The organism is Paenibacillus sp. BR1-192 (genome assembly GCF_029542445.1).
In the GTDB taxonomy this organism is placed as follows: domain Bacteria; phylum Bacillota; class Bacilli; order Paenibacillales; family Paenibacillaceae; genus Paenibacillus_AQ; species Paenibacillus_AQ lautus_A.
In genome coordinates this window covers 4,555,563-4,580,717 of sequence record NZ_CP120718.1, presented here as the reverse complement: position 1 = coordinate 4,580,717, position 25,155 = coordinate 4,555,563, and the positions used below count along the sequence as shown (strand labels likewise).

Annotated in this window: 26 protein-coding genes, 1 tRNA gene and 1 pseudogene; 23 read left to right on the top strand and 5 right to left on the bottom strand. The window is 52.2% G+C overall.

Annotated features, from left to right (window positions below):
• Window positions 1–5 precede the first annotated feature (5 nt).
• The 4 genes from pulA to P0X86_RS20400 all read left to right on the top strand — a co-directional run bounded on the left by pulA (window position 6) and on the right by P0X86_RS20400 (window position 4,765).
• Window positions 6–1,958 (top strand): type I pullulanase, encoded by a 1,953-nt coding sequence (gene pulA / locus P0X86_RS20415; RefSeq protein WP_277746332.1) that lies wholly within the window; start codon window positions 6–8, stop codon window positions 1,956–1,958.
• A gap of 100 nt (window positions 1,959–2,058) precedes the next feature.
• Window positions 2,059–3,663 (top strand): S-layer homology domain-containing protein, encoded by a 1,605-nt coding sequence (locus tag P0X86_RS20410; RefSeq protein ID WP_277746331.1) that lies wholly within the window; start codon window positions 2,059–2,061, stop codon window positions 3,661–3,663.
• A 128-nt stretch (window positions 3,664–3,791) separates the two neighbouring features.
• Window positions 3,792–4,247, top strand: coding sequence for a RidA family protein (locus P0X86_RS20405; RefSeq protein ID WP_277746330.1), 456 nt, complete (start codon window positions 3,792–3,794; stop codon window positions 4,245–4,247).
• Window positions 4,248–4,249: 2 nt separating this feature from the next.
• Complete coding sequence (locus tag P0X86_RS20400; RefSeq protein ID WP_192571352.1) at window positions 4,250–4,765, top strand: GNAT family N-acetyltransferase; 516 nt, start codon at window positions 4,250–4,252, stop codon at window positions 4,763–4,765.
• A gap of 43 nt (window positions 4,766–4,808) precedes the next feature.
• Here the strand turns inward: P0X86_RS20400 and P0X86_RS20395 are convergent, their stop codons facing one another.
• Window positions 4,809–5,660 carry an alpha/beta hydrolase family protein gene (locus P0X86_RS20395; protein ID WP_277746329.1) on the bottom strand — a complete coding sequence of 284 codons (852 nt, stop codon included), beginning with the start codon at window positions 5,658–5,660 and terminating at the stop codon, window positions 4,809–4,811.
• A gap of 193 nt (window positions 5,661–5,853) precedes the next feature.
• Between P0X86_RS20395 and P0X86_RS20390 the strand changes: the two genes are divergently transcribed.
• The 9 genes from P0X86_RS20390 (at window position 5,854) to P0X86_RS20350 (ending at window position 10,984) form a co-directional block, all read left to right on the top strand.
• Window positions 5,854–5,926 (top strand) — tRNA-His (locus P0X86_RS20390).
• Between the two features lie 128 nt (window positions 5,927–6,054).
• Window positions 6,055–6,315 carry a YqkE family protein gene (locus P0X86_RS20385; RefSeq protein ID WP_015736189.1) on the top strand — a complete coding sequence of 87 codons (261 nt, stop codon included), beginning with the start codon at window positions 6,055–6,057 and terminating at the stop codon, window positions 6,313–6,315.
• 136 nt (window positions 6,316–6,451) lie between these two features.
• Window positions 6,452–7,033 (top strand): AAA family ATPase, encoded by a 582-nt coding sequence (locus P0X86_RS20380; RefSeq protein ID WP_009590685.1) that lies wholly within the window; start codon window positions 6,452–6,454, stop codon window positions 7,031–7,033.
• Between the two features lie 131 nt (window positions 7,034–7,164).
• Window positions 7,165–7,884 (top strand): DsbA family oxidoreductase, encoded by a 720-nt coding sequence (locus tag P0X86_RS20375; protein ID WP_277746328.1) that lies wholly within the window; start codon window positions 7,165–7,167, stop codon window positions 7,882–7,884.
• Between the two features lie 101 nt (window positions 7,885–7,985).
• Window positions 7,986–8,813, top strand: a complete 828-nt coding sequence (locus P0X86_RS20370; protein WP_277746327.1) for a GNAT family N-acetyltransferase — start codon at window positions 7,986–7,988, stop codon at window positions 8,811–8,813.
• Window positions 8,814–8,828: 15 nt separating this feature from the next.
• The gene (locus P0X86_RS20365; protein WP_277746326.1) at window positions 8,829–9,428 is read left to right on the top strand and encodes a DUF4269 domain-containing protein; all 600 of its coding nucleotides are present in this window, start codon (window positions 8,829–8,831) and stop codon (window positions 9,426–9,428) included.
• Complete coding sequence (locus tag P0X86_RS20360) at window positions 9,421–9,891, top strand: DinB family protein (protein WP_277746325.1); 471 nt, start codon at window positions 9,421–9,423, stop codon at window positions 9,889–9,891. The genes P0X86_RS20365 and P0X86_RS20360 overlap by 8 nt, the downstream gene beginning before the upstream one ends.
• A gap of 25 nt (window positions 9,892–9,916) precedes the next feature.
• Window positions 9,917–10,561, top strand: coding sequence for a TVP38/TMEM64 family protein (locus tag P0X86_RS20355; RefSeq protein ID WP_015736183.1), 645 nt, complete (start codon window positions 9,917–9,919; stop codon window positions 10,559–10,561).
• Between the two features lie 105 nt (window positions 10,562–10,666).
• Window positions 10,667–10,984: a hypothetical protein gene (locus tag P0X86_RS20350; protein ID WP_015736182.1), complete on the top strand. Its 318-nt coding sequence runs from the start codon at window positions 10,667–10,669 to the stop codon at window positions 10,982–10,984.
• 103 nt (window positions 10,985–11,087) lie between these two features.
• Here P0X86_RS20350 and P0X86_RS20345 read toward each other — a convergent pair whose 3' ends face one another.
• The 3 genes from P0X86_RS20345 to P0X86_RS20335 are packed head-to-tail and all read right to left on the bottom strand — an operon-like array spanning window position 11,088 to window position 14,582.
• Window positions 11,088–13,136 carry a CotH kinase family protein gene (locus P0X86_RS20345; RefSeq protein WP_277746324.1) on the bottom strand — a complete coding sequence of 683 codons (2,049 nt, stop codon included), beginning with the start codon at window positions 13,134–13,136 and terminating at the stop codon, window positions 11,088–11,090.
• A gap of 18 nt (window positions 13,137–13,154) precedes the next feature.
• Window positions 13,155–13,865, bottom strand: coding sequence for a DUF4956 domain-containing protein (locus P0X86_RS20340; protein ID WP_015736180.1), 711 nt, complete (start codon window positions 13,863–13,865; stop codon window positions 13,155–13,157).
• Between the two features lie 3 nt (window positions 13,866–13,868).
• Window positions 13,869–14,582 carry a polyphosphate polymerase domain-containing protein gene (locus P0X86_RS20335; RefSeq protein WP_015736179.1) on the bottom strand — a complete coding sequence of 238 codons (714 nt, stop codon included), beginning with the start codon at window positions 14,580–14,582 and terminating at the stop codon, window positions 13,869–13,871.
• Between the two features lie 248 nt (window positions 14,583–14,830).
• On the opposite strand from P0X86_RS20335, the gene P0X86_RS20330 reads away from it, so the two are divergent.
• From P0X86_RS20330 to P0X86_RS20315, 4 genes are all read left to right on the top strand, one after another.
• Window positions 14,831–16,192 carry a sensor histidine kinase gene (locus P0X86_RS20330; protein WP_277746323.1) on the top strand — a complete coding sequence of 454 codons (1,362 nt, stop codon included), beginning with the start codon at window positions 14,831–14,833 and terminating at the stop codon, window positions 16,190–16,192.
• On the top strand, window positions 16,189–16,827 hold the full coding sequence (locus P0X86_RS20325) for a response regulator transcription factor (RefSeq protein WP_192571362.1): 639 nt from the start codon (window positions 16,189–16,191) through the stop codon (window positions 16,825–16,827). Before P0X86_RS20330 ends, P0X86_RS20325 begins: the two co-directional genes overlap by 4 nt.
• Window positions 16,828–17,011: 184 nt before the next feature.
• Window positions 17,012–17,971 (top strand): DoxX-like family protein, encoded by a 960-nt coding sequence (locus P0X86_RS20320; protein ID WP_277746322.1) that lies wholly within the window; start codon window positions 17,012–17,014, stop codon window positions 17,969–17,971.
• Window positions 17,955–18,632 (top strand): DUF4166 domain-containing protein, encoded by a 678-nt coding sequence (locus P0X86_RS20315; protein WP_277746321.1) that lies wholly within the window; start codon window positions 17,955–17,957, stop codon window positions 18,630–18,632. The genes P0X86_RS20320 and P0X86_RS20315 overlap by 17 nt, the downstream gene beginning before the upstream one ends.
• Here the strand turns inward: P0X86_RS20315 and P0X86_RS20310 are convergent.
• Window positions 18,622–19,914, bottom strand: a complete 1,293-nt coding sequence (locus tag P0X86_RS20310) for an MFS transporter (protein ID WP_192571364.1) — start codon at window positions 19,912–19,914, stop codon at window positions 18,622–18,624. The genes P0X86_RS20315 and P0X86_RS20310 overlap by 11 nt on opposite strands.
• Before the next feature lie 157 nt (window positions 19,915–20,071).
• Between P0X86_RS20310 and P0X86_RS20305 the strand changes: the two genes are divergently transcribed.
• The 6 genes and pseudogenes from P0X86_RS20305 to rpoD all read left to right on the top strand — a co-directional run.
• Window positions 20,072–20,827 carry a DUF2087 domain-containing protein gene (locus P0X86_RS20305; protein ID WP_096774396.1) on the top strand — a complete coding sequence of 252 codons (756 nt, stop codon included), beginning with the start codon at window positions 20,072–20,074 and terminating at the stop codon, window positions 20,825–20,827.
• Between the two features lie 28 nt (window positions 20,828–20,855).
• On the top strand, window positions 20,856–21,209 hold the full coding sequence (locus P0X86_RS20300; RefSeq protein WP_015736172.1) for a GIY-YIG nuclease family protein: 354 nt from the start codon (window positions 20,856–20,858) through the stop codon (window positions 21,207–21,209).
• A gap of 150 nt (window positions 21,210–21,359) precedes the next feature.
• Complete coding sequence (locus tag P0X86_RS20295) at window positions 21,360–22,208, top strand: DegV family protein (protein WP_036661431.1); 849 nt, start codon at window positions 21,360–21,362, stop codon at window positions 22,206–22,208.
• 127 nt (window positions 22,209–22,335) lie between these two features.
• Entirely contained in the window at window positions 22,336–22,491 is a 156-nt protein-coding gene (locus P0X86_RS20290) for a hypothetical protein (protein ID WP_009593107.1), read from the top strand.
• A 160-nt stretch (window positions 22,492–22,651) separates the two neighbouring features.
• Window positions 22,652–23,998: a beta-N-acetylhexosaminidase gene (gene nagZ / locus P0X86_RS20285; RefSeq protein WP_277746320.1), complete on the top strand. Its 1,347-nt coding sequence runs from the start codon at window positions 22,652–22,654 to the stop codon at window positions 23,996–23,998.
• Between the two features lie 204 nt (window positions 23,999–24,202).
• Window positions 24,203–25,147: pseudogene (rpoD, locus tag P0X86_RS20280) on the top strand (RNA polymerase sigma factor RpoD); the annotation flags it as partial.
• Window positions 25,148–25,155: the final 8 nt, after the last annotated feature.

Here is a 25,155-nt window from a genome sequence, read left to right as displayed (position 1 = left end):
ACATCTTGTCGGTACAAAAAGAAAGCAACGCTGTTATTCACTACGGGGATCCCGCGGTAACCGGGGGCGTCTCCGTTTTTGATAAGGAATTTGACAAGCTGTTTTATTATGACGGAACCGACTTGGGATTAACCTACCAAGCCCAAGAATCCAAGTTTCGCCTGTGGGCACCCACGGCCACCGAGGCCTACGTGCTGCTGTACCCGGATTGGAAGACGTCAGAAGCCCGGCGTTTCCCGATGACGCGCGACGTGAAGGGAACCTGGCTGCTGAAAATAGAAGAGAATCTTCATGGGATGTTCTACACCTACCAGGTGCTAATCGGGGATCAATGGAATGAAGCAGTCGATCCCTACGCCGCTGCCGTAGGCGTCAATGGCGATCGGGCTTACATCGTGGATATGCCCCGGACCGCCCCCGAGCGTTGGACAGACGAGAAGCCGCCGTTCCAAAGCCCGCTGGATGCCGTTATCTATGAACTGCATGTTCGTGATTACACCATTCATCCGGACAGCGGAGTGGAGTTTAAGGGCAAGTTTAAAGGCCTGACGGAGACGGGTACCCGGGGGCCGGGAGGGATTCGTACAGGACTTGATCATATCGTGGAGCTCGGGGCCACGCACGTGGAACTACTGCCGATTTATGATTTTGCCACGGAAAGCGTGGATGAGACCAGGCTGCATGAGCCTCAGTACAACTGGGGGTACGACCCGAAGAACTATAATGCACCTGAAGGCTCGTATGCTACCGATCCGTATGTGCCGGAGGTTCGGATCCGTGAATTGAAGGAGCTGATTCAGACCTTCCATGAACAAGGCCTGCGGGTCATCATGGACGTGGTGTATAACCACGTTTATGACGGGTATTTGGTCAACTTTACGAAGCTGGTGCCGGGATATTATCTCCGCTACACAAAAGACGGCAAATTCTCCAACGGATCCGGGTGCGGCAATGACACGGCATCCGAGCGTCCGATGATGCGGAAGTTCATTGTGGAATCCGTCCTGCATTGGGTGAAGGAGTATCGGGTGGACGGTTTCCGCTTTGACCTGATGGGATTGCTGGATGTGCAGACGATGAATGAAATCCGTGCGCGCCTGGACGAAATCGATCCTTCCATCATGACGATCGGCGAAGGCTGGGTCATGAATACCGAGCTGGACGAGAAGAAACGGGCGAATCAGCAGCAAGCGGCCTTGATGCCGCAAATCGCGCACTTTAACGATGGTTTCCGTGACGCAGTTAAAGGGGATATCTTTCATTTTGATTATAAAGGCTTTGTGAGCGGCGGCGTCGGATATCAAAACAAGGTGAAGCAAGGCATCGTGGGCGGCATTCCGTATTCCCAAGATATCAAGGGATTTGCTTCCGAGCCGGATCAGTGCGTGAATTATGTGGAGTGTCACGATAACCATACCCTCTGGGATAAAATCATGCTGTCTACGGATGGGGAGTCGGATGCCGTTCGCCGCGATATGCACCGGCTGTCATCGGCCATGATTCTTACCAGCCAAGGCATTCCTTTCCTGCACGCCGGCCAAGAGTATTATCGCTCCAAGAACGGTGTGGAGAACAGCTACAATGCCAGCGATGAGGTGAACCGGCTTGATTGGGGAATGGCATCGGAACACCAGGACGGGGTGAAGTACATCCAGCGGCTCGTTCAGCTGCGCAGGAATCATCCAGCGTTCAGAATGAGGGATGCCGCGTCGATCCGCAAGCATCTTCATTTCGAGCCGTGCCCGGAGCATGCCGTTGCTTTCACGCTTCGCGATCATGCGGGCGGCGACCCGGCAGAGCATATCTATGTGCTCTATTATGCCGGACGCAAACCGTCCTCTCTGACGATACCCGAGCTGGGCGATTGGAACGTTCTGTTTGGAGAAGAGCATGTGAAGGGATTGAGCCGGGATTCCCTTGTAGTCGAAGGTATAGGCGCGGTCGTTTTGACTTGTTAAATCCTTGACCGTTGCCCACATTCCCAAGAAATGCATAATGCCTGATTCTATCATCATCTGATATGCTGAGAATATCAGATGATAGAATCGAGGCGCCCCTTTGAAGAAATATATCCTGTCACTTTGTTTCCTTTTGTCATTTACAGCGTTTATAAGCCCCCTCCAGGCATCAGCAGCTCAAGCTCCTAGCCCGACCGCTTTTCACGATATTTCGTCCAGCTTTGCAAAAGACGCGATTTACCGTCTGGCCAAGCGAGGCATCGTAAGCGGGGATGGCACAGGAGCTTTTTTGCCGCGAAATCCGGTTACGCGGGCCGAATTTATCGCTATGGTTGCCAGAATGCTGAACATGGAGCCTGTTCCGAACGATCTGCCCGCCTTTCAGGACGTATCCCGTTCAGCTTGGTACTACGGCTGGGTTCATGCAGGCCTTAATTTATCCATCGTGGAGGGGAACGGCTACAAGTTCTTTCCGAATGCTTCGATAACAAGACAGGAAGCTGCGGTCATCGTTATTCGTGCCATGAAGGATATTGGATACGATAACGGATATACCGCCGGCTACTATACGGATTCGGAATCGATCGCGGCATGGGCCTGGCGTGCGGTCGGCCAAGCGACGAATACAGGCTGGCTGCAAGGAAGCCAAGGCCAATTCAGACCGCTGGACCCGATTACCCGGGAAGAAACGGCGATGCTGCTGGACAGGGTCCTTCAATCGGGAAACGTGAAATCCATGATCGACAGCCAGCCGGCTGCGAATATTCATATGGGCTGGTTGTACAATGGCTCGACCAAGCAATATATCTCCTATGCCAAACGGGCCGGGTTGAATGTGCTGGTGCCGCGGTGGTATTACATGGAGTCTAACGGGAAGCTGTCGGACAGCACCGACATCGAGCTGCTGAATTGGGCACATAACAATGCCCGGCAGGTGTGGGCTATGGTGGGCAACCGCGCGAATGCGGAAGGAACCCACCAGGTTCTAAGCAGTCCGCAGTCCCGGAAGTCTGTCGTAGACAGCATCGCTGCGAGCGTATCCCGCTACCGATTGGATGGGATCAATATCGATTTTGAGAACGTCATGCCTGAGGACAGGCAGAATCTGACGGCCTTCATCACGCAGTTATCCATGGAAATGAAACGGCTTGGAGCCAAGTTATCCATTGATGTTTCACCTGATCTGAATACGGATTGGACGGCTGCCTTCGATTATGCGGCGCTTGGCAGTCTAGTGGACTATATGGTGCTCATGAGTTATGACCAGCACTGGGGCGGTTCGCCGAAAGCGGGCTCCGTATCCTCGCTGCCATGGAGCGAATCCGCGCTGAGCAAGCTGCTGACCCAAGTGCCGGCTAAGAAGAGCATCATTGCGTATCCGCTCTATACGAGGGATTGGCAGATTGCTTCATCGGTGTCCTCGTCGGATATCAGTTTGATTGAACAGGGACATCGCATCCGTCTGACCCAGGCTTCCTTAACTTGGAATGCCAGCGTGGCGCAATATGAAGCAGCTTATAGCAGCAGAGGCATCCAGCATCGCATATGGACCGAGGATTCCCGCTCCCTGTCATGGAAACATCTCATGGCCGCCAAATACCGAATTGCCGGGTATGCCTATTGGTATCCGGGAGCAGAAACGACGGACGTGTGGCAGGCGATTGACAATGCGGAGCGTTACGCTTCGTATTCGTTCCGGATCTAAGAGCAGACAGGTTACATCCAAGACCAATCCCGATGAATGGGGTTGGTCTTTTTTTGCTTGTAAAACGGTTATTCCGTGATACAATAATTGAAATTTAATTTGAATGATTTTCCTGTAGGAGTGATCAAATGAACGTTTGTGCGGAGGAACGTTTGCAGCAGCTGGGCATCAGCTTGCCTCAAGCCGGATCGCCGGCAGCCAAGTATGCCAACTACGTCATCGTGAACGGGTTGATGTATGTTTCCGGCAAGGGTCCATCCGGGCAGCCAAGGGGCAAATTGGGCGAGCATTACACAACGGAGCAGGGATACGAATATGCTCGGCTGACCGGAATCGAAGTCTTGGCCGTATTGAGGGAAGGCCTTGGATCGCTTGATAAAGTGAAGCGGGTGGTTAAGGTTCAGGGCTTCATTAACGCAACAACCGATTACGAAGAGCATCATATGGTGTTGAATGGGTTCTCGGACTTGATGCTTGAGGTGTTCGGGGATCAAGGGATCCACGCCAGATCCGTATTCGGCGCTGTATCCTTGCGGGATCAGCTGCCTGTCATTGTAGATTCGATTTTTCAAGTGGAGGGATAGACTTGACGTTAGCATTAAGGGAGCTGCTGGAGAAGGAGGATGAGAGTCTGCTGTTTATGGTCCAGGAGATTGGCTCCGGCGAGAACGGCTTTGTTAACGGCTTAAATAGCAGCAGCATGGAGGAATTCTCCTCCAAGGTCCGTCGCAATTACGAAATGGCACGAAGCATCAATCTGCCGGATGAGTATGTTCCCCAGACGATTTATTGGCTGTATCATACCGGCAAGCCTGTAGGTTACGGCAAGCTCAGACACCGCTTGAATGAGAAGCTGTTGGAGTCAGGGGGGCATATCGGGTATGTCATCAGGCCGTCGGAGCGGGGGAAAGGATATGGCAAACAGATGCTGGCGGGGCTCGTTAAGAAAGCCTGTGAGAAGAACATAAGCCGGGTCCTTCTAACCTGCGATGAAACCAATCGGGCTTCCCGTCGCATCATAGAATGGAACCATGGGGTACTCAGTTCCATTGCGGACGGGAATTGCAAATACTGGATCGATACGGCCGCTAGGCTGGAATAGGGGTGTAGATACCGATCCTCATGAGCTTTAGATTAATTACGCCTTAACTTCGCTTCAACCAGTCGAACATCCGGTTGATCGCCGCGGCGTGCTGCAGCGGCGGGAAATGATGTCCCAGCCCTTCGTACAGGTGGGCTTCTGGCTGGTGTCCCAGTTCTTGAAGCTTGTCCAGCATCCGGAAGCTGTGTTCAACCAGGACCTGCTCGTCCCGCGTACCATGCACAATCAGGACCGGACATCGGATTCGATCCGCATAGTGAATCGGGGACCGAAGAAGGTATCGTTCCGGAAACTTGGTCGGCGTACCGCCAATGACGCGTTTCATCATTCTGCGCAGATCGATCCGTTCCTCGTAGGTCTGCGCCAGGTCGGAGACGCCGCTCCATAGAATCATTTTGGATACATGAGATGACCGGGCGGCTGCCACGGCGGCATTGATCGCCCCGCGGGAGAAGCCCAGCAGATGCATGCGGCTGTTGTCTATCCATGGAATGCGGGATAACCATTCCAAGGCGGTGATCACATCCATCGTATCGGCGCCCCCAAACTCATCCCTGCCCTCGCTGCCTTCGTTTCCGCGATAGGCCGGAGCAAACACGGCATAGCCTTGCGCCGCGAATTCTTCGACCCATTTCAACCTGACCGCGCCGATCCGGCCTATGCCTCCGCGGCAATACAGGACCAGCGGCAGCTTCGGTTCGATCGACCCGGAGGCTCCTTCCGGAACAGGGTCCTTATACAAGGAGCATGCAAGCGTGCCGGTTACCGTAACGCCGGGTATGGCGTCGACCGTTTCGGACATCTCCTGGCTGCGATTAAGGGACAATAGCGGCGGCAGACCCAGATATCCTTTCACATGCAATCCCTCTGAGACGTAATCGATATGATAGATCATGAATGTCTTACCCCCTATGCTGAATCATCATGTTGTAGCGTATGTGGACTCTTGGTCAGACGACGGAGTTCAAGTAAGTATAGTATTTACTCGTCGTTGAAATCAAGGGACGATGTAAGAAATTACAATTTGCCAAACGGCTGAATATCTGATATATTATGATCTCGGGCATGATGATATGTCCATTGTCATGGCGGTCGTGGCGAAGGGGTTAACGCACCGGATTGTGGCTCCGGCATTCGTGGGTTCAAGTCCCATCGATCGCCCTTAAGTAAGTATACATAACGAGAAGGAGAGCCGAGAGGCTCTCCTTTTTTGTAAATCCTCTTCAATAGATACGGATGTCAGACGACATTTAAGATGGTATAATGGATTGAAATCGAGGTGAGTATTTATGGCAAAAAAGAAACGAACGTCCCCGGCGCCGCGGACGGAAACTGCCGATAAACCCGCAACGCTAAAAGATATGCTGGACCCTCAAGTTTTGGCAAAGCTGAAGGCGACAACCGAGTCCTTAAAGGCCTCTGAAGCCGAGCGGCTGGAGAAGGAGCGGCAGGAACGGGAAGCTGCACGCAAGGCGGAACAGAAGCGTCGCGATAACGATTTTGAATATCTGCTGGAACACAGCGAGATGGATTGGAAAAAGTACAAATGACAGGCGGCGGCACGCTGTCTGTTTTTTAATATAGACATCAGATAAGGATAGGTTTAAAAAACCTGGCCTATCTGGTAATGCAATATAAACGACTGAAGTCTACACAGTGAACCAAATGCGGAGGAAGAACGAGAACATGAATCATGGCCGTGCTATAAGGATCGGGATTGGCGGGGGGACGGGCAGCGGCAAAACGACGCTAAGCCTCCAACTCAAGGAGAAGCTTGTCGAGTATCGGGTGGCGCTCTTTCATATGGACAAATATTATAAGTCCGTCAGACCTATGTCTAAAGCGCCCTTTACGAATACAATCTTTGAGGATTTTAACCATCCGGACGCCGTCAACATCCAGCGTCTGACCGATGAGATAGAACAAGCCGCCCGTTGCGGTGACCATGATGTCATCGTCATTGAAGGGTTTCTTCTGTATCAATTCGAGGATCTTCGAAACTCCCTGGATCTGAAGCTGTTCGTCGACTGTCCCGCGGATGAAAGAATGCTTCGCAGAAACCGGCGGTTCATGGAGAAGGGTCATCGCGAGGAAAGCGTGATACAGGAATATTTGCAGCTTGTGCGATACAGGCATGATCAATATGTCGAGCCTACCCGTTGGCATGCGGATTTGGTGATGAACGGCTCCCTGGAGGGGAAGCTTGGCTGTGCGGTCGTGATGGACTGGATTCAGGCCAGGATACAAGATAGCAGGAAGCATCGCTGAAGGCTGTTTACCGGGTGCTCATATCATGGATTACCGTGCAGCATTGCCGTTTTCATATGAGTGTTGATATCAGGGCGAAAGCGGGTTACAATTAGTAAGTTAGTATTCCTGCTCGCTAGGAGGCGAATTAAATGAAAGTTGAAATTTGGTCGGATTTTATGTGTCCGTTCTGTTATATTGGAAAGCGCCGGTTCGAATCGGCATTGGAGCAGTTCCCTCATAAGGATCAGGTTGAAGTGGTATATCGCAGCTTTGAGCTTGATCCGAATGCGTCGTATAAGCCCGGGGTGTCCATGGACGAGTTGTTGGCGGCGAAATACGGCATGAGCATAGAGCAGGCCAAGGCAGCTAATGCCAACGTGACTCAACAAGCGGCCAGTGTTGGACTTACCTACCACATGGACCGCGTGATCCCTGCCAATTCATTTGATGCTCACCGACTGGTTCATTTTGCTGCGCAGCATGGTAAAATGAAAGACATGACGGAGCGGCTGTTCCGCGCCTATTTCACGGATGCCGAGAATCTGGAAGATAAGAACCTGCTCGCCGATCTGGCGGCGGAGGTCGGACTGGAGCGGGAGCAGGCTATGGCGGTGCTTGAAAGCGATGCTTTCCAATCCGAGGTACGCGCAGATGAAGCCGCAGCGACGAATCTTGGAATTCGGGGAGTGCCGTTCTTCGTGCTGGGAGGCAAATATGCCGTTTCCGGCGCACAACCGCTGGAAGTTTTCACGGATGCACTGGACAAAGCCTATCGTGAAGCGAATCCCCTGGTCATGGTGAACGAGTCCGACAGCAACGACGGCATGTGTGCCGACGGATCTTGCGATCTGCCGGGCAGCGCGAAATAAACCATACACAGCAAGCCTAGAGCCCGAAGCATCCGTACACGATCTTCGGGCTCTATTTTCACGGATCTTTAAAATTGATACATAATGCATAGGAGGTAACCATGCCGCATCTTCCATCCGAGGAGCTAATCCATCGCATTCAGCGTTCGGAAACGGAGTATATGTATGATCGAATGCAAGCCATCGAAGGCCGGACCGGAAATCCCGAAGGGATCGAGATGGTTCGTTTCGGCCAAGCGCTGTGTTTGTACAGCAAAACGATGCCTTGGCTTTCTTTTAACACGGTCAAAGGACTCCGTTCGGAGAATCTGAAGGATCTGGACGCAATCATCGACTTCTATCATTCGCGGGACCGTAAATTCCAGTTCGAGATCGTGCCCGCCATGGTGGATCAGGCCTTGCTCTCGGCGCTTGCCGATCGCGGATTCTTCCAATCCGCCTTTCATAATTCCATGTATATGAACCCGCAAGAACTGGTGGACATGCCGGATCACGGAATAGTGATCAAAACAATAGACAAAGACGAGTTTGAAGATTATGCTAAAGTTCATTGCCTGGGAACAGGACTGCCGGTGCAAGGGATCCCATCCGTAGCATTGAACAATCGCGTATTGCATGCAAGGCCGGGCTGGAGGTTCTATATGGCTTATGTGGATGAGCAGCCGGCTGCGGCCGGTGTCATGCATATGAACCATTCCACGGCTTCGCTTACATTTGCCGCTACGCTGCCGGAATACCGTCGACGGGGGCTGCATCAGGAGCTGCTTCGCAGAAGAATACGGGACGCGAAGCGGGAGGGGTGCAATCTGGTTGTCGGTCAATGCGCCTTCTTATCCCAGAGCCATCGCGACATGGAAACCGTCGGCATGAAGCTGGGCTATGTCCGGACGACCTGGACCGAGCGTCAACCTGAAAGTTCAGCGGAATAGGGCAGGTGGGGAGCGATGCAAGCAGAGTCGGATTTTTTAAACCTGGAGTATTTACGTCAAGGCACGGCCAAGCAGAGGCAGGCAGCTTCGGTCATAGATGAACTGGAACTGTGGGAGCATTTGAAATCCTGCAGTCCTATACTGGTGGGCACGATCCCTATTGGGATTGACATCGCTTCAAGCGATCTCGATATCATATGTCATGTGACGGAGTTTGACCGGTTCGAGCGAGAACTCAGAGCGTCATACGACCGACTTGTTTCGGATTTCACATACTCTTTCCGATGTGTGGGGAACGTAGAGCGAGCAGTAGCGCGATTTCGGTACAAAGGCTGGGAATTCGAGATTTTTGCCCAGCCGGTGCCTTCCGTGAAGCAGAACGGTTACCGCCATATGGTAGTGGAATACAAGCTGTTGAAGCGGCTCGGCGAAGCTGCAAGAGAAACCATCATTGAGCTGAAGAAGGCGGGGTATAAGACGGAACCTGCCTTTGCGAAGCTGCTGCATTTACCGGGCGATCCTTATGAGGAGCTGCTGGAGATGTATCGCTGGCCGGAGGCTCGACTGGACGCTTATATCAAATCATATATGGACAAGGAGAATGTATATGAATGACAAACAGCAGCTGTTAAACGAGTATTCGGAATGGATCGGCAAGGTGAAGGAGTTCGGTGTCCTGGAAGAGGGCTATTGGAATTCCCCGATTGCGAATGGGAAATGGACCGTACGCGACGTGGTGTGCCATATCATGCGATGGGATGAGTATTTTTTTAATGAGGCTATCGCCAAAATCTCAACGGGAGATGCATTGACCGTCCGGCATCTGGATTATGACGCCTTCAATGAGGAGGCCAAGCAATATGCCAAAACGTTATCGACGGAAGCGCTGGTGGACCGGACGATAACCGCAAGGGAACAGCTGATTCGGACCATTGAAGCGTTGCCGGAAACGAAGTATGAGGAGCGGTACGCGGACGGAGACGGACATCCCTTTGAAGTGGCGCAATTTATGCGGGATTTCATCTGGCACGATAATCACCATCTGGCTCAGCTGAATCAGGCGCTGCAAGTCGGTTAGGACAAGCAATACTTAGCGGAAATGGGTGAAGTCATTGAATGGCTACTTGGACATCATGTCTTATTTTACACAGAGCAATCTGGAATGGTTTCTTGACCAGTTTCGAGCCTTAGGCCCTCTGCCGGGCATACTGCTGACTTTCTTGAAATCCTTTATTCCTCCGATGCCCACGATCGTGATCGTTGGCGTTAATGCAGCGGTGTACGGGCTGTGGGCGGGATTTCTTTACTCCTGGATCGGAATGGTGGCGGGATGCTTGACGACGTTTCTCCTCGTGCGGAAAATATCCGGTACTCCCCTGATCGAACGCTGGGCGAAAAAACCGAAGGTTCAGCGCGGCATGCGCTGGATTCAACGCAACGGCTTCAGTTATGTTTTTCTGCTGGGCATACTTCCCGTCGGGCCGTTTGTCGCTGTCAACGTGGCCGCCGGACTGGCGAGAATGAACGTCATGTCCTATCTCATGGCCGTAACCTTGGGCAAGGGCATTATGGTGTTTTGCGTTTCTTACATCGGGGCTAATCTCTCGGATTTTATGGCGGAGCCCTTCAAATTGCTCGGTGTCCTAGCCTTTATCTTGCTGTCCCTATGGGGCAGTCGGAAGCTGGATTCATACTTTGTAAGAAAACAATCGTTTCACGATCAAGAAGCTGAGCTCAACTCCAATTGAGCTCCCCGTTCCTGATCGTTCTACGGGAATGGATGCGGAGTCCTTGTATTTGCTGTATAATGGTAAAATATCCAGTATCGGCATGAATGAAAGGAGGAAGCATTTATGACCAAATTGGCCTCATCCATTCTGGAAATCATTCGAATGATGATCATTCTGATGGTCGTGACAGCGGTTCTGGGCAGCATAGAGCATCAGATCCTGAAGTCCTGGATTCCATGGGAAGGGTTATATTTCCTGTTTCTGTTTGCGGGAAATGTATGTTGGTTCCTGGTCCTCTATCGCAATCGCCTGCAATTCAGCGGCTGGTATCGTTCGGCGGAGACGCAGCGCAAACTGTCCGGAAATGCGACGAGAACCATCGTAGCGCTCGGCGCGCTCCTCATCGCGGCACCGGTTATTTTAACGTGGATCACCGCTTAATAGTTGCATGATTATGTAACGGATATCGGCTAATAACGATTAGCGCATATAAAAGGGACAGTTCCAAAGGTCGATGCCTTCGGAACTGTCCCTTGCTTGCTGATTACAATCTTTTTCGTTTATATAGAGTCACAAAAAGACATGAGAGCAGCAGCAGTACGAGGGAAACTCCTGCGTACAAGGCTTCCTGGGTGCTACCTTGCTCCTTGGCTGCTTCGTACGACCAATCGCCAGGCCGGCCCATTCCGCGTCCTCCCTGCATTTGTCCGCCGAACTCGCCGCCGAACCCGTTCCCCATCTGGCCTTGAGGGAAATCCGGCATCTGCCCTTGACCATTCTGAGCCGGCGCTTGCGGCATGGTCGGTTGATTGCCGCCTGTAGAGGGCTGGTTCGGAGCTTGTGTTGAATCTGTAGAATTTTCCTCTGCGTTACTTTCCTCTGCATGACTTGTTGGATTAACGGCAGAAGCAGCATCCATCGCTGTTCTTTCGTCGGAACTGCTTGTGCCTGGTCCAACCGCCGATACAATCGACGAGACAGATTCATCCACGTCAGGAGCGTCGCCAGAGCCTTCCCCAATGCCGCTGGAAGTAACATCCGCGTTGCTGGAAGGAGCAAAAGCGGCACCGTCGTTGTTGGCGGGCGTGTTTTCGCCAGAGATGCCTCCGCCCGGGGCGTCGTTAGGGACAACGATCCCAGTCCCGTCAGTCCCGCTGCCGGCTGTTCCATCCGATGCCGTGCTTGTCCCGGTGCCGGTAGAGCTCTCCTGGGCGGCATCATTGGAATTCGTATTGCCGCCAGGTACCATCCCGTCACCCCCAGGTCGCACGCCGGCGCCGTCAGGCCTCATACCTCCTCCGCCACCAGGCCCCATCCCGCCGCCGCTGCCGCTTCCGTCGCCGGACGAAGGGATCGTCCCATCCAGCTGCTGCTGGATATTATCCATGGACTCTTCCGCGAATGAGGTCAATGTCGGGAGCGATTGCTCGTACTCCTCATAGGAGTAGAACGGTCTGGGGTCTTGCTTGACGTGCTCGGATATCAATTCCTGCAATTGCGCTACGCGTTCCTCGAAATGGTCCTGCTGCATGTATCCCTCCAGCATCTCCGAGAGGATGGCGTGGTAACGTTCCTTATATTCGTCAACCTCGAGCAGCTTGGCAATCAGGGGACGTTCCGCCAAAGCACCCTGAGTGGGCTCGTCAATCAGGATGCCGGAGCCCCCAAACCCTCCGAACGCCATGTTATAATCCCAGGGCAGGACGGAGAAAATGCCGTTGTTCTCATACAGGTAGTAGTTCTGTTTGTTCATCCCCAAGTAACTGTCCATATTGGAGGCAACGACGTTCAAGGCAACGTACTTGAGCACGTTATCGACATCCAGCACCTTCTCGTAATCGGTGCCGTTGTTCAGCTCGTCGAGCATGTCGATCAATACATCGTCATTGGAGGACTTGGATTTCATGACAAGCCCGGTGTACGAATCGGGGTCGCTGCCGAGCCAAGCCAGATCGCTGCCCGTGCCTGTCATCTGGGCTTTGTATAATGCGCCGTACGAATGATCGAAATGACGCTGCAGATAAGAATCGCCAATCTGTTCGATTGCGAGGTAGAACCCCCATAATTCATCGTTAACGTATACATTGACGTAAGAGAAGCCGGGTGTGGGCAGACCGACGGATTCCGCCAGCTCGTAGGTCAGGAATTCCCGCATATACGAGGCGTCGCTGTAGTTGTTGTTCAGATTGATTTTGCTGATCCCGTTCAAGGTTTGATTGAGATATTCGTCAAAGGAAATCTTGAAGCTGTAGCGGTCGGAATCGGAATTGACCACGCTGCGCAGACTTAAATTGCCTTTGGTGCGAATGCCGACATGATCAAATTGCATGCCGTTGTAATTGACGGACGCTTCTTTGTATTCTTCAGCGCTGGCGTTGTCCAGCATATCCTGGAAGTCTGCTTCGTCGATCGTGATTTTAACGTCAATGACCTTGTCCTTCGGAAAAACCGCGGAATCGATTTGCTCCTGAAGGCCATCGTTCTCAGAGCTTCCAGCCGTCCCGGCAAACTGTGTCGTCCTTTGGCAGCCTGTGAGCAGAAGGATTATGGCCAGCGCAAGGGACAGCAGGACTGTCGTTCTTTTCTTCATCATTTCTGACCACCGCCTGACTTAGGATACATAATCGCCGCTGTAACTGATCAGAACCGCATGTTGAACGCCCTGCAGCTGGGACAGCTTGTTCACGAATTGGCCTTCGGCATCGCGCAGCCGTACTTCCAGCGTCAGCTCGATGCTGCCTGGCGTCACGGTTTTTTGCTTCAGGTTGTAACGCTTCACAGCCTGACCGACTTGTCCTTGAACGGCTTGCTCGGCCTGCTCGTTATCGCAATGGACGACCAGCAGGTAAGGGGTATCGACCGTCGCTTTCTTAATGAAGAAGAACAGGATAAGACCGACAACGACGGAGCCGATGGCAGCCAGCGTGTAGAATCCGGCTCCGGTTACGATCCCGGCAACCGCGGCCCAGAACAGGAAGATCAGATCGGTTGGGTCCTTGATGGGCGTACGGAAACGGACGATGGAGAGCGCGCCGACCATACCGAGCGAGAGCACGAGATTCGAATTGATGGCGATGATGACAACGGCCGTGATCATCGTCATCCCGATCAGCGACACGTTAAAGCTCTTGGAATACAGGACGCCGCTGAAGACCCTTTTATAGAGCAGATAAATAAACAGCCCGATAACAAAGGCAACGGCGAGCGTGATCAAAATTTTGGCGATGCTGATGTCGGATACGAAATTTTCCATGACGGATTTTTTGACGATATCCGAAAAATTGGTGGTGTTCGTATTGCTTGAAGTCGATGTGGTGTTCATGAACTATTGATCCTCCCATGTGTTATATTTCAGAAATTTACGGCACATTACATATTTGGATGCCGATTGCCGGTTGAGGCCTTCCAACTGCAGCGCGATTTTGATGTAATCCGGAATGTACTCGTCGTATTTGACCTCGAGTATGATCAGATTCTCATCGATCGCCCGGATCGGCAGCAGGTTTCGATTGAACAGTTCCGTGGAGTGCAGGCCGGTTCTCAGCTCCTTGTCAAACGTAATCCGCACATTTCCGTTAGCGCAGACGTAAGGCTCGCGGACATAATCGACAATGACCTTGGGCCGCAGCAGCTTATGCTTCATCTCGTGGTACAGCTCCATCATCAAAGGCTTATCCGGCTGGTAGAGACAGTCGTATTGTCCGGCCATGATCTGATCGGTCATCTCCCTTGTGAGCGGCTCCTTCAGCTTGGCGATGTAATCCCGGAATTTGATTTTCTTCTCAAAATGGATCGTGTCGTCGGCTACGTTATAAATACGGATGCGGTATTTCACCCGATCCCGGACGCCCGCCAGCTTCTCGTATAGGGCTTTATTATTGATATCATCAAAGTACAAGCTTCGAATGTGATATTCCCCGGCGGGTCCGGCATGCTGATCGTAGGTCACCAAATTCTTCAATCGTTGGCTGATGATCCGATATTGGTGAAGATTCACGAAGAACTTCAGCTCGTTCCGGTATTTTAATGGGGTTGTCATGTTTCCACCTCGTTTCTCTCTGTCTTTCGTATGCTTGTTTGCTTACGAGATCTATCCTATCAATCGTTCCTGATATCTTTCTTAAGCGCGGCTGAATGTAAACTGAATGTTTTCGCAATGTAAAATGAAGGTATTGAAGAAATAAACAATGTCATATATCAGTGATCTTTATTTCCTCGGCATGGGTAAGAAGGGAGGTCCCCCTGCTGGCGCAATTATGGTAGGATGAAACTATATTCGGGAAGAGAATGGAACGATGCGTCTTGATGTATTATGTGTTCGCGCTTTGGACTGCAGCGGCCGTGCTGCTGTTCAATCAGCCTCGAAGCGAGGTGAACCGCTGGGCGGCTTTTTTCCTGTGGAGTGCAGGGATCGGGGGGTTGACGGACTGGCTAGCGCCTTCCGGTTTTATTGCGACCGCCTACGGGCCGTGGATACAATTCCTCAACCATACCCTGACACCTTACGGCGTGTTGATATTTTGCATGGTGTATACCGGCAGGCCCCGGCACCATAGGAGAAAACGTGATCTCAAAATAGGCCTGCTGCTGCCTGTGTTCGCGATGCTGGTCCAGGTGCTCCTTACGAAAGATTACCGGATTCATTACGGATGGCTGTTCGTATGGACCGGCCCGTATTATGTTGCTGCATGCGCTCTGCTCATTGGAGCCTTATCCTCTGAGAAGAACCCGCAGAAACGCAAAAGCATGTGGATTACCACCTGGATTATGGTGCCAACCTTGCTCGGTGTGATGCTGTTGATAAATGTAGGGAATGTCATCTGGCCCGGTTACGATTCATTCCGGTACGTATCCCTGTTTATTCTGTATTCGATGGGCGTTGCCGTCATCTGCACCTTTGTGTACGGCGTCCTGGGCGTCCGCCTGAAATTCGAGCGCGATCCGCTGGATCGCACGATGCAAGCGGTCAGCTCGGGTACAACGATGCTGAATCATACCATCAAGAACGAGGTCGGGAAAATCGCCATGAGCACCGATAACGTGAAGCGGCTGCTGTCGCCGGATAACGAAACGGCCCTGGAGCAGCTTGATGTCATCGCTAACGCTTCCAAGCATTTGTTAGCGATGACAGGGCGCATGCAGCAGCAGATGAAGGCGTTTAAGCTGGTGGAACAGCCTGTCCGCGCGGATCAGCTGCTTGCTGAACTGCAGCTTCGCGAACAGGAACGGCTGCGCAGCCATGGCATCGAGTTAAAGGTGCTGTGCACACAGCGTCCCTGGCTGCTTGCGGATGCCGTCCACTTGAAGGAAGCGATCAGCAATCTCATAAGCAATAGCGTCGAGGCGATGCCTGACGGAGGAGTGATCGCGTTGACGGTAACGGCCGACCGCAAGGGAGCCGCGATTTCCGTCAAGGATAACGGCATGGGCATTCCGGAAGAGCAGCAGCCGCTTGTGTTTGAACCGTTCTACAGCACCAAGGGCCACAGGAAGTCAAACTTCGGACTTGGCCTTACCTATGCGTACAACGTGATGAAGAAAAGCGGCGGCTCCGTGGGATTGGAGAGCCGCGAATCGGTCGGTACCGAGATCACGTTGTATTTTCCCCGCAGCAAAATCATTCGTTTATTCGGGAGGGAAGAGCCTTGAATCGAATACACGTCTTTCTGGTCGAGGACGATCCGGATTGGATTAAATCAATGACCGTTTTTCTGAATGCGCGGGAGGATATGATCGTGGTCGGCGCGGCCGAGTCCCCCGAACAAGCGATTGCGATGGCGGAAGTCCTGTCCTTCGATATCGTGCTTATGGATATTCAGCTGACGGCGGGCCGACTCGACGGCATCTACGCGGCTGCAGAAATCCATGAACGAAAGCCCGAGGCCAAGGTGATCATGCTGACCTCGCTGGATGACGAGTTGGTGATCATGCAATCCTATACGGCCGGAGCCGTCAATTACATTGAGAAATCGAATTTCGAGGAATTGCCGGCCGCAATCCGAAGCGCCGTACATCAACCGGGATCGATGGAGGTGCTGCTCAAGGAATTTGCCCGACTCAAGCGCGAAGAACAGCTGCGGAGCTTGACGCCGGCGGAACGTGAAGTGTTTGATCTGTTGGATGAGGGTTTCACCCATTCCCAAATGGAGAAGAAGCTGTTCAAAACCGAGAGCACGCTCAAGAATCAGATCAATAAAATTCTGAAAAAGCTCGGGGTGAGGAGCAGCAGGGAGGCCGTGGAGAAGGTCCGCCGAAAAGGGATCGTGAGAGAGAACGACAACTAGCTTCGGGACGGAAGACGGATCATATGGAAGAAATGGAAGAGGTACTACGAAACGTAGTACCTCTTCTTCGTTTGTTCTATAAAAGTGAGGTCTAACGGGGAATCCCCCTCAGCGGTAAAATGGCTTGTAAATAGAGGGGCCCGGCTGTCACCGAGAAGGGTTATCCATTAGGAGCTGAGTGCGCATGAAGAGAAATCCGATCTATGTTGAACTCGACATCAAGACGGATATGGAAACATTGTGGTCATTGACACAGAGACCCGAGATGCATCAACAATGGGATTTGCGTTTTTCCGAGATTCATGATTTGCCGCAGGCTGATTCGGACGTCCAGCGGTTTTTATACAAAACCCGCATCGGATTCGGACTGGAAGTTACGGGAACGGGCGCTACGAAAACGGCCGTGCACCCGAGGACTGGGAACCGGATCTCGGTGCTGCGATTCGGCTCGGATCAGCGCATTTCCCTGGTTAAGGAGGGGAGCGGCTATTGGAAATACGCCGACAGCGGCAACGGCGTCATCCGTTTCTCGACCCAATACGATTACAGGACGCGGTTCGGCATGCCGGGGGCCTGGTTTGACCGCCTGCTGTTTCGGCCTTTATTCGGCGCAGCGACGGCTTGGAGCTTCGATGTGCTCCGATTATGGGCCGAGAAGGATATTCCGCCTACGGTCACGATCCGGAAGGCAATCATCCACGCTTTAAGCGTATTTATGCTGGTTGTTCTATGGTGCTATGAAGGACTGGTTCCGAAGCTTCTGTTCCCGGAAGCGGGAGAGCTTGATCTGCTGAGGCAGTCGGGTTTGGCAGCCGGTCGGGAAGGGATGGTGCTGACCTTGCTCGGCATCACCGAGATCGGCGTCGGTTTATTGACATTGCTCTTTCACAAGAACCGGTTGTGGTACAGGCTGATCATGATCTTGCTTGCGATCTTGATGCTTGGAGCATGGATGACGGATGCCGAATTAATGAAAGCCCCGTTCAATCCGTTAACGCTTAGCGGATCGATGATTGGATTCTGCTTCATGGCTTCGCTGTCCGCATCGGACTTGCCAAGCGCTTACCGTCCGGTTCGAAGACATAGAACTGTCCGTGGGCATACATCCGATAAAGGAGTGAATGAACATGACCTCGATCTATGAGCAGGCGCTTGGAAGCCAGTTTCACAAGCTTCATCCTAAAATCCTGGAGCGGTTCGGGTTCGACAGCAAGGATAACGTCGCTTCGATCGGCGAAGGCATCATGGAAGAAATCTGGTACGCTCGATGGGCGGCGCTGCCGCTGCATATAGGTACGATGCGGCATATCATGTTTCCTAACCGGGGGAAAGGGATCCCGTTTCGGATTGAGAACTACGCTTATCGGGATGACTGGGGAAGAGAAACGGTGACGTGGTGCCGAAGTTTTGATTTTCCTGGCATTCGAAGACGATTTGACGCCACGATGATTTATAGCGCACAGCGCAGCCGCGTCGTGGATTATTTGGGAAACAAACAGCACTTGGCAGTCGATCTTCGGATCGCTGCCGCGGAGAATGGCGGAATTCGCATTCGATCGGGGGAGCAGAGGTTTTATGAAGGACGGCTGCAGTTTCGATTTCCCCGGTGGCTCACCGGAACGGCCGATGTATGCGAATGGTATGATGACGAATATCAGTTATATCGGATATCCGTTGAGGTGGTCAACCCGATATTGGGGCCTGTCTTCCGGTATAAGGGAAGCTTTCAGGCCCGGACCGTTCCTGCAGGCGAACGGGATGTCCCGCCCCATGTCAAACCGCTGCGGGTCGAGGCTAGAGAGTAGCGGAAGCATCCGGGGAAAGACCGCTGCCCTTGCGTTCGCGGAACATTCGGTAATATAGGAACGAGGAAATGACGTACAGCGTTCCGGTAATGCAGAAGGTGATTGCGTATCCCCAGTAGCTGCCGTATGTGGTGACCAATTTCGACTGTACGGGCCCCATCGTCGCCCAGCCGAGCATAAAGGCGGTTTGCGTGACGGAATTGGCGATGCCTCTCCGGTGATCCGGTACGCGGTCAATCAGAATCGACGACTGTATCGGATTGGCCGCATTCATCAAGGCTTGACGGAACAGGAAGCCGACCGATGCGATGAGGAGGACATTCGTGAAGCCGGTTAACAACAGGAAGGGCAAGGATAGGACTTGAAAGAGAACCACGGCTTTGACGGCTCCTACCCGATTCACCAGCGAAGGGCCGATCAGCATGGATACAATCGTCATGACTTGTCCGAGCGATATCAGAATCCCAACCGCGGATAACGATACCGAGAAACGGTTGGTAAAATACAAATTCAAATAAGGAACGACCAGTCCGGACCCGAGGCCGATCAACAGCTGGGCAAGCGCGAACTGCCCGATGACTTTGAAATCTCCGATCCCGGAGGCGGTAACCGCTCCTCCAGGGCGCAGGGGTTGATCCGGGATGGGTGCATCCAGAGGCCGTGCATGCGCGTCGTTCTTGTCGGTCGTGAACAAGAGCGGGATAAATGCCGCAAAGGTTGCCAGACCGCCGATGAACAGGGCCGTTTTCAAGCTATCGACCTTGTTCAGGCCGAATGCCTGCAGGGCATCCGCCAGGAAGCCGCCTCCCATGCTGCCTAACACTTGAGAAGCAAGCACAAGCGAGGCATGGATGCTAAAGATGCGCATACGAGCCGATTTCGCCGTATTTTCCGCCAGAAACGGAATCGCCAGCACCTGAAAAAAGGATGCGAACAGTCCGGTGTATACCGCGAGACCAAGCAAGCTGAACTCACTCGCCAGAAAAGCTCGCGCAATCAGTCCGGTGCCGCTTAACAACGCGCCAAGGACCAGGATTCGCTTGCGGCTTCCGCGGTCGCCGATCAAGCCGATCGGGATAAACATCAATGCCGTGGCGAGGGATTGAATACTGACCACTGTTCCATTCATGGAGTCATTATAACCCAGGCCTTGTATGTACAAATTGTAGAGCACGCTGAACATGCCGGTACCGAACTGATACAGCACGTTAGCTAGAAAAAACAGCTTGATGTTGCGCGGCCAAGAACGCATTTCTTTTGCCGACTGTTGTATGAATCCCATGATGATACCCCCTAAATTTTACAGCAGCAACCTCTATTCTAGCAGGTTCCACGGGAGGGAGGAAGAAATATTATGTCGTCGTGGGGCTTGATTGACATGCTATAGACAAAAATATAAAATGTCTATGTAAATAACTTTGGGGGAAGTGGTGTGTGCGATGGACCTAAATGAACGCTTCTGGAATGCTTCCATAGATGAACTTAAACAAGGCTATATCGACGAAGGCCCCGTCTGGGTATGTCTCTTGTGCGGCAAGACGCTGGAGAAGGGGATCATCTACCCGGATGAGGATGTGCTGTACGAATCGGAACGATACATGACCGTTCATATCCGACGGGAGCATGGCTCCGTCTTTCAGTATCTGTCCGGCCTCGATAAGAAGCTGACCGGATTGACCGAGCATCAGAACCGGCTGCTGCAGCTCTTCTATCAAGGCATGAACGACAAGGAGGTCCAGCAGGAGCTCGGCATCGGCAGCGCGTCGACGATACGCAATCACCGGTTTGCCTTGAAAGAGAAGGAGAGGCAGTCCAAGGTGCTGCTGACCTTGATGGAGCTGTTGAAGGAAAAGGACAGCCATGCTCCGGCGTTCGTGGAGATCCCTAAGCAGGCCAAAATGATCGATGAACGCTACAATGTTACGGAAGAAGAGAGGCAATCGATCCTAGCCAAGGCGTTCCCCGAGGGGACCGATGGCCCGTTGAAGACTTTTAAGCTTAAAGAGAAGCAGAAGTACGTCGTGCTGCGCGAAATCGCCGCCCGTTTTAAACCCGATGTCTTGTATTCCGAGCAGGAAATCAACGATACGATCGGAAGAGACAATCCCGATTATGTGACCATTCGCCGATATTTGATCGAATATGGTTTTTTGGATCGCAAGGATGATGGAAGCCAGTACTGGCTAACGACATAGATGAAAGCAAGAAGGAGGCGTTAAGGCCATGAATCGCAGACAGGAACTAAATCAGATGTACAAGGAGATCAAGATTGAAGCCGGCGTGTATCAAATTCGGAACACGAAGAACGGTAAAATATTCGTCGCCGGAACGAACAATCTGAAAACCATGAACGGCAAGCGCTTCGAGCTGCAGATGGGGACAAGCTACAACAAGCCGCTTCAGCAGGATTGGAAAGAGTTTGGAGAGGATGCGTTTGTTTTTGAGATCCTGGAGAAGATTGAGCCGAAGGAAGATCCGTTCTTCGATTTGAAGGGTGCGGTCAGCAAGCGGGAAGCCTATTGGATCGAACGGCTGGAACCTTTTGGGGAAAAAGGGTATAACGGAGACGGAAAATAAGGCTTTTGTGTGGCGAACCCAGGCGTAGGACGTGAAATCATCCCCCTTCCATTTGCAATGCGCCGCAAGGGTAAGATATGATGAAATGAGCGGCTTAAATCGCTTCCATTCCTATTTCTTACTACACGAAAGCGAGACGTGAACACGATCATGAGATCCATTGCATGGGTAACCGACAGCACGAGCACAATCGACCCTGAATTCGCCAAGAAGCATCATATTTACATTGTGCCTTTGAGGTTGATTCTGGGCCAAGAGGCCTACAGGGAAGGAATCGACATATCGGCAGAAGCCTTTTATGAACGGATGAAAGACGAGCCGAAAGTCAGCAGTTCCCAGCCTCCCATCGGAGAATTCATTGAGCTTTACGAAACCCTGAAAGTGAAGTATGACGATATTATTGCGATTCACTGTTCTTCGGAGCTCAGCGGAACTTTGAATTCTTCCCTGCAGGCGGCCGAGATTGCCGAGGTACCCGTGGTTGGCATCGACTCTCAAGCGGGAGCGTTTCCGGTGCGCGAAATGATTATGTCCGGCATTCACTGGCACAGCCAGGGGGATACCGTACAGGTGATAAAGGATAAAATTCAGACCATGGTGCACAACATGTCGTTCTATCTTATACCGGCAAGCCTGCATCGACTTCATATCAGCGGCCGGGTGTCCGGTACGCAGCTGCTGCTGAGCAATTTGCTCCGCATACATCTGCTGCTCCGTTTTGACGAAGGCAAAGTCATTGTGGAGGAGAAGATCCGGACGTTTAAGAAAGCCAAGCAGAAAATGATCGATATCATGAAAACAGACATACAGAAAATTAAGAAGGTGTGCATCATGCACGCGAACAACGTGGAAGAGGCCGAGGAGATCCAGAAGGAAATCAGCGGGGCCCATCCGTCGCTTAAGACCGAAATCATGACCTTTATCCCTGTTGCAGGCATCCATGCAGGCGAAGGCACCATTGCCATGTCATGGATTAAACACCATCCTGCCTATTCTTAGTTATACTTCCGCCCCAGCCTGCAGATACTATTTGCAGGCTTTTGCTTTGCTTATCGATTCTATTCTGCCCTCCGTGGTTTTATTATGTAATAGTAGGGATGAACCCAAGGAAAGGATTGAGGCAGACATGAAGGTTATTATCACGCAAGCCGAGGCGATGCAAAAGAATATATGGGACGATATCATGCTGATGTTCGGAAGAACGGACGAGGATGAAGTATGGGAGACGGAGCAGTTTATATTGACGGAGGAGCAAGCCCGTCAGCTCGGATTGCTTAAATAGAGAAGGAAGGGCCGCCATCGCTGCGGCTCTTTTCTTCTTGTTTTCCAACGGGGGGCTTTCGTTGTGGATCGTTTTGGCCCTTAACGAAATCATGTTATGATGGAAGGACTCTGCGGGACAGAGGGCGAATACAGTAGTGTGAACATGAAGGAAGGTGACAATGTTGAAGCGAAGGACACCATGGATGAGCTTAACGATGCTGGTTGTCATCTTGCTGCTGGTTCTGGCAGGTTGCCAGGGCCGTTCGGAGACGGGGAATGCGGGCAATGATGGCCAAGGAACTTCGCCATCGGAGGTAGTACAGGACCAGAACCCGCCTTCTCAAGAGAATGACAACGAAACCGAGCCTCCTCCGTCAGGCAGTACCGACAATGAAAGCGAGGACGGCAGCCTGCCTCCGAACGAAACCGAAGATGAGATCGCTGAGCTTATGAACGACATGACCGTCGAGGAGAAGATCGGCCAGCTGGTACTGGTCGGACTCGAAGGAACGGCCATCGATGAAACTTCGCGTAAATTGGTGAAGGATCACCATGTTGGCGGGTTTATCCTCTTCAAAGACAATATAGAGAGCGTAGAGCAGACGGTAAAGCTGCTCAATGATCTGAAGGAAGCCAATGCTGCCAATCCGGTGCCCCTGTGGCTGAGTATAGACGAGGAGGGCGGACGGGTTACGCGTTTTCCCGAGGAATATGTAAAGCTGCCGTCAAGCGGCAAAGTCGGAAGCAAGGGGGATCTAGCGCTCACGAAGCGCGTTGGCGGCCTTATCGCGCAGAAGGTTGCGGGACTCGGGCTCAATATGGTATTCGCCCCAGTGCTGGACATTCATAGCAACCCGAACAATCCGGTCATCGGCGATCGATCCTTTGGCAATACGGCGGAGACCGTTACCGAGCATGGGATTGCCTCCATGAAGGGAATACAGGAGAAGGGAGTCGTTCCCGTCGTGAAGCATTTTCCAGGACATGGCGACACTTCGGTCGATTCCCACCTCGGTTTGCCCGTGGTGGAGCATGACTTGAAGCGTCTGCATGAAATGGAGCTGGTTCCGTTTCAACAAGCGATTAATGAAGGGGCCGATGTGGTCATGGTTGCGCATCTGCTCATGAAGAGCATCGATCCGGATACGCCATCCTCGTATTCAAAGCCCGTGATCAACGATTTGTTACGGGAAGAGATGGGATTTAAGGGAGTTGTCATTACGGACGACATGACAATGGGTGCTATATCCGGCAGCACGGACGTAGGTGAGGCTTCCGTGAAATCCGTCGTCGCAGGAAGCAACATGGTACTGATCGGACATGAATATGCGCTGGAGGAAGCCGTCATCCAGGCATTGACCAAGGCTGTCCGGAGCGGCGTGATCCCGGAGGAGATGCTGAACGACCGTGTAAGGGCGACGCTTGAGCTAAAGCACAAATATGAGCTAAGCGATGATCCCGTGAAGGCTCCCGATATAAAGCCGTTAAATCAGCATACGAAAGCAGTACTAGATCAAATGAAGTAAACGTAACATATGTAATAGGAATATATAAAAACCCGATCTCAGAGTTGAGATCGGGTACAACGGACTAGAATATATTAGAAGTTGATATAGTCTATAAAATATGCTAGAATGAAGGATAAATAACTATTGGTTTAATGTCATAATGATCTAATGCTAGATTAGCATGAAAATATGGGATTGTCAACAGGGGGGCATAGAATGGAGAACCGTCAGAGTGCGGATTTTGCATTGGAACGCGAGGTTACGGATACAGAGAAATCGGCTAATTCTCCAACAGAGGATTTTTCGGTTCACGACGATCTCTCGCTTCCGCCAGGCATCAAGATTAGCGATCCAGTTCGCATGTACCTGAAAGAAATCGGTCGTGTTCCCCTCCTCTCAGCCGATGAAGAAGTGGAACTGTCCAAACGTATAGAGGAGGGAGATGAGGAAGCGAAACGCCGTTTGGCCGAAGCGAATCTTCGTCTCGTTGTTAGTATAGCAAGACGCTATGCCGGTCGGGGAATGCAGTTCCTTGATCTGATCCAGGAAGGCAACATGGGCTTGATCAAAGCGGTGGAGAAATTCGACTACTCCAAGGGCTTTAAGTTCAGCACCTATGCCACTTGGTGGATTCGTCAGGCGATTACCCGCTCGATCGCCGACCAGGCCAGAACCATCCGGATTCCGGTGCATATGGTGGAAACGATCAATAAACTTGTGCGTGTCTCCAGACAGCTCCTTCAGGAGCTGGGCCGCGAACCGACGCCGGAAGAAATCGGCAAGGAGATGGACATCTCACCGGAGAAAGTGCGCGAGATCCAGAAGGTATCCCAGGAACCCGTGTCCCTGGAAACGCCTGTCGGAGAGGAAAGCGACTCCAACCTGGGCGATTTCATCGAGGATCAGGATGCGTTGGCACCCGCAGATGCGGCGGCTTTCGAGCTGCTGAAGGAACAGCTGGAGGAAGTGCTCGATACGCTTACCGAGCGTGAAGAGAACGTGCTTCGGCTTCGTTTTGGACTCGAGGACGGACGGACCCGTACGCTGGAAGAGGTGGGGCAGGTGTTCGGCGTAACGCGCGAACGCATCCGCCAGATCGAGGCGAAGGCGCTCCGTAAATTGCGTCATCCGAGCCGCAGCAAGCGTCTCAAGGATTTCCTCGAATAAATCTTGGT

Bases quoted from the DNA above. Each gene is read 5' to 3' on its own strand.
- P0X86_RS20290 (WP_009593107.1), top strand. From the start codon at position 22,336: ATGAAGGTTATTATCACGCAAGCCGAGGCGATGCAAAAGAATATATGG.
- P0X86_RS20320 (WP_277746322.1), top strand. From the start codon at position 17,012: ATGAAGAGAAATCCGATCTATGTTGAACTCGACATCAAGACGGATATG.
- P0X86_RS20370 (WP_277746327.1), top strand. From the start codon at position 7,986: ATGCCGCATCTTCCATCCGAGGAGCTAATCCATCGCATTCAGCGTTCG.
- P0X86_RS20305 (WP_096774396.1), top strand. From the start codon at position 20,072: ATGGACCTAAATGAACGCTTCTGGAATGCTTCCATAGATGAACTTAAA.
- P0X86_RS20350 (WP_015736182.1), top strand. From the start codon at position 10,667: ATGACCAAATTGGCCTCATCCATTCTGGAAATCATTCGAATGATGATC.
- P0X86_RS20310 (WP_192571364.1), bottom strand. From the start codon at position 19,914: ATGGGATTCATACAACAGTCGGCAAAAGAAATGCGTTCTTGGCCGCGC.
- P0X86_RS20365 (WP_277746326.1), top strand. From the start codon at position 8,829: ATGCAAGCAGAGTCGGATTTTTTAAACCTGGAGTATTTACGTCAAGGC.
- P0X86_RS20360 (WP_277746325.1), top strand. From the start codon at position 9,421: ATGAATGACAAACAGCAGCTGTTAAACGAGTATTCGGAATGGATCGGC.
- P0X86_RS20385 (WP_015736189.1), top strand. From the start codon at position 6,055: ATGGCAAAAAAGAAACGAACGTCCCCGGCGCCGCGGACGGAAACTGCC.
- nagZ (WP_277746320.1), top strand. From the start codon at position 22,652: ATGTTGAAGCGAAGGACACCATGGATGAGCTTAACGATGCTGGTTGTC.
- P0X86_RS20340 (WP_015736180.1), bottom strand. From the start codon at position 13,865: ATGAACACCACATCGACTTCAAGCAATACGAACACCACCAATTTTTCG.
- P0X86_RS20300 (WP_015736172.1), top strand. From the start codon at position 20,856: ATGAATCGCAGACAGGAACTAAATCAGATGTACAAGGAGATCAAGATT.
- P0X86_RS20295 (WP_036661431.1), top strand. From the start codon at position 21,360: ATGAGATCCATTGCATGGGTAACCGACAGCACGAGCACAATCGACCCT.
- P0X86_RS20315 (WP_277746321.1), top strand. From the start codon at position 17,955: ATGACCTCGATCTATGAGCAGGCGCTTGGAAGCCAGTTTCACAAGCTT.
- P0X86_RS20395 (WP_277746329.1), bottom strand. From the start codon at position 5,660: ATGATCTATCATATCGATTACGTCTCAGAGGGATTGCATGTGAAAGGA.
- P0X86_RS20405 (WP_277746330.1), top strand. From the start codon at position 3,792: ATGAACGTTTGTGCGGAGGAACGTTTGCAGCAGCTGGGCATCAGCTTG.
- P0X86_RS20330 (WP_277746323.1), top strand. From the start codon at position 14,831: ATGGAACGATGCGTCTTGATGTATTATGTGTTCGCGCTTTGGACTGCA.
- P0X86_RS20335 (WP_015736179.1), bottom strand. From the start codon at position 14,582: ATGACAACCCCATTAAAATACCGGAACGAGCTGAAGTTCTTCGTGAAT.
- P0X86_RS20380 (WP_009590685.1), top strand. From the start codon at position 6,452: ATGAATCATGGCCGTGCTATAAGGATCGGGATTGGCGGGGGGACGGGC.
- P0X86_RS20345 (WP_277746324.1), bottom strand. From the start codon at position 13,136: ATGATGAAGAAAAGAACGACAGTCCTGCTGTCCCTTGCGCTGGCCATA.
- P0X86_RS20375 (WP_277746328.1), top strand. From the start codon at position 7,165: ATGAAAGTTGAAATTTGGTCGGATTTTATGTGTCCGTTCTGTTATATT.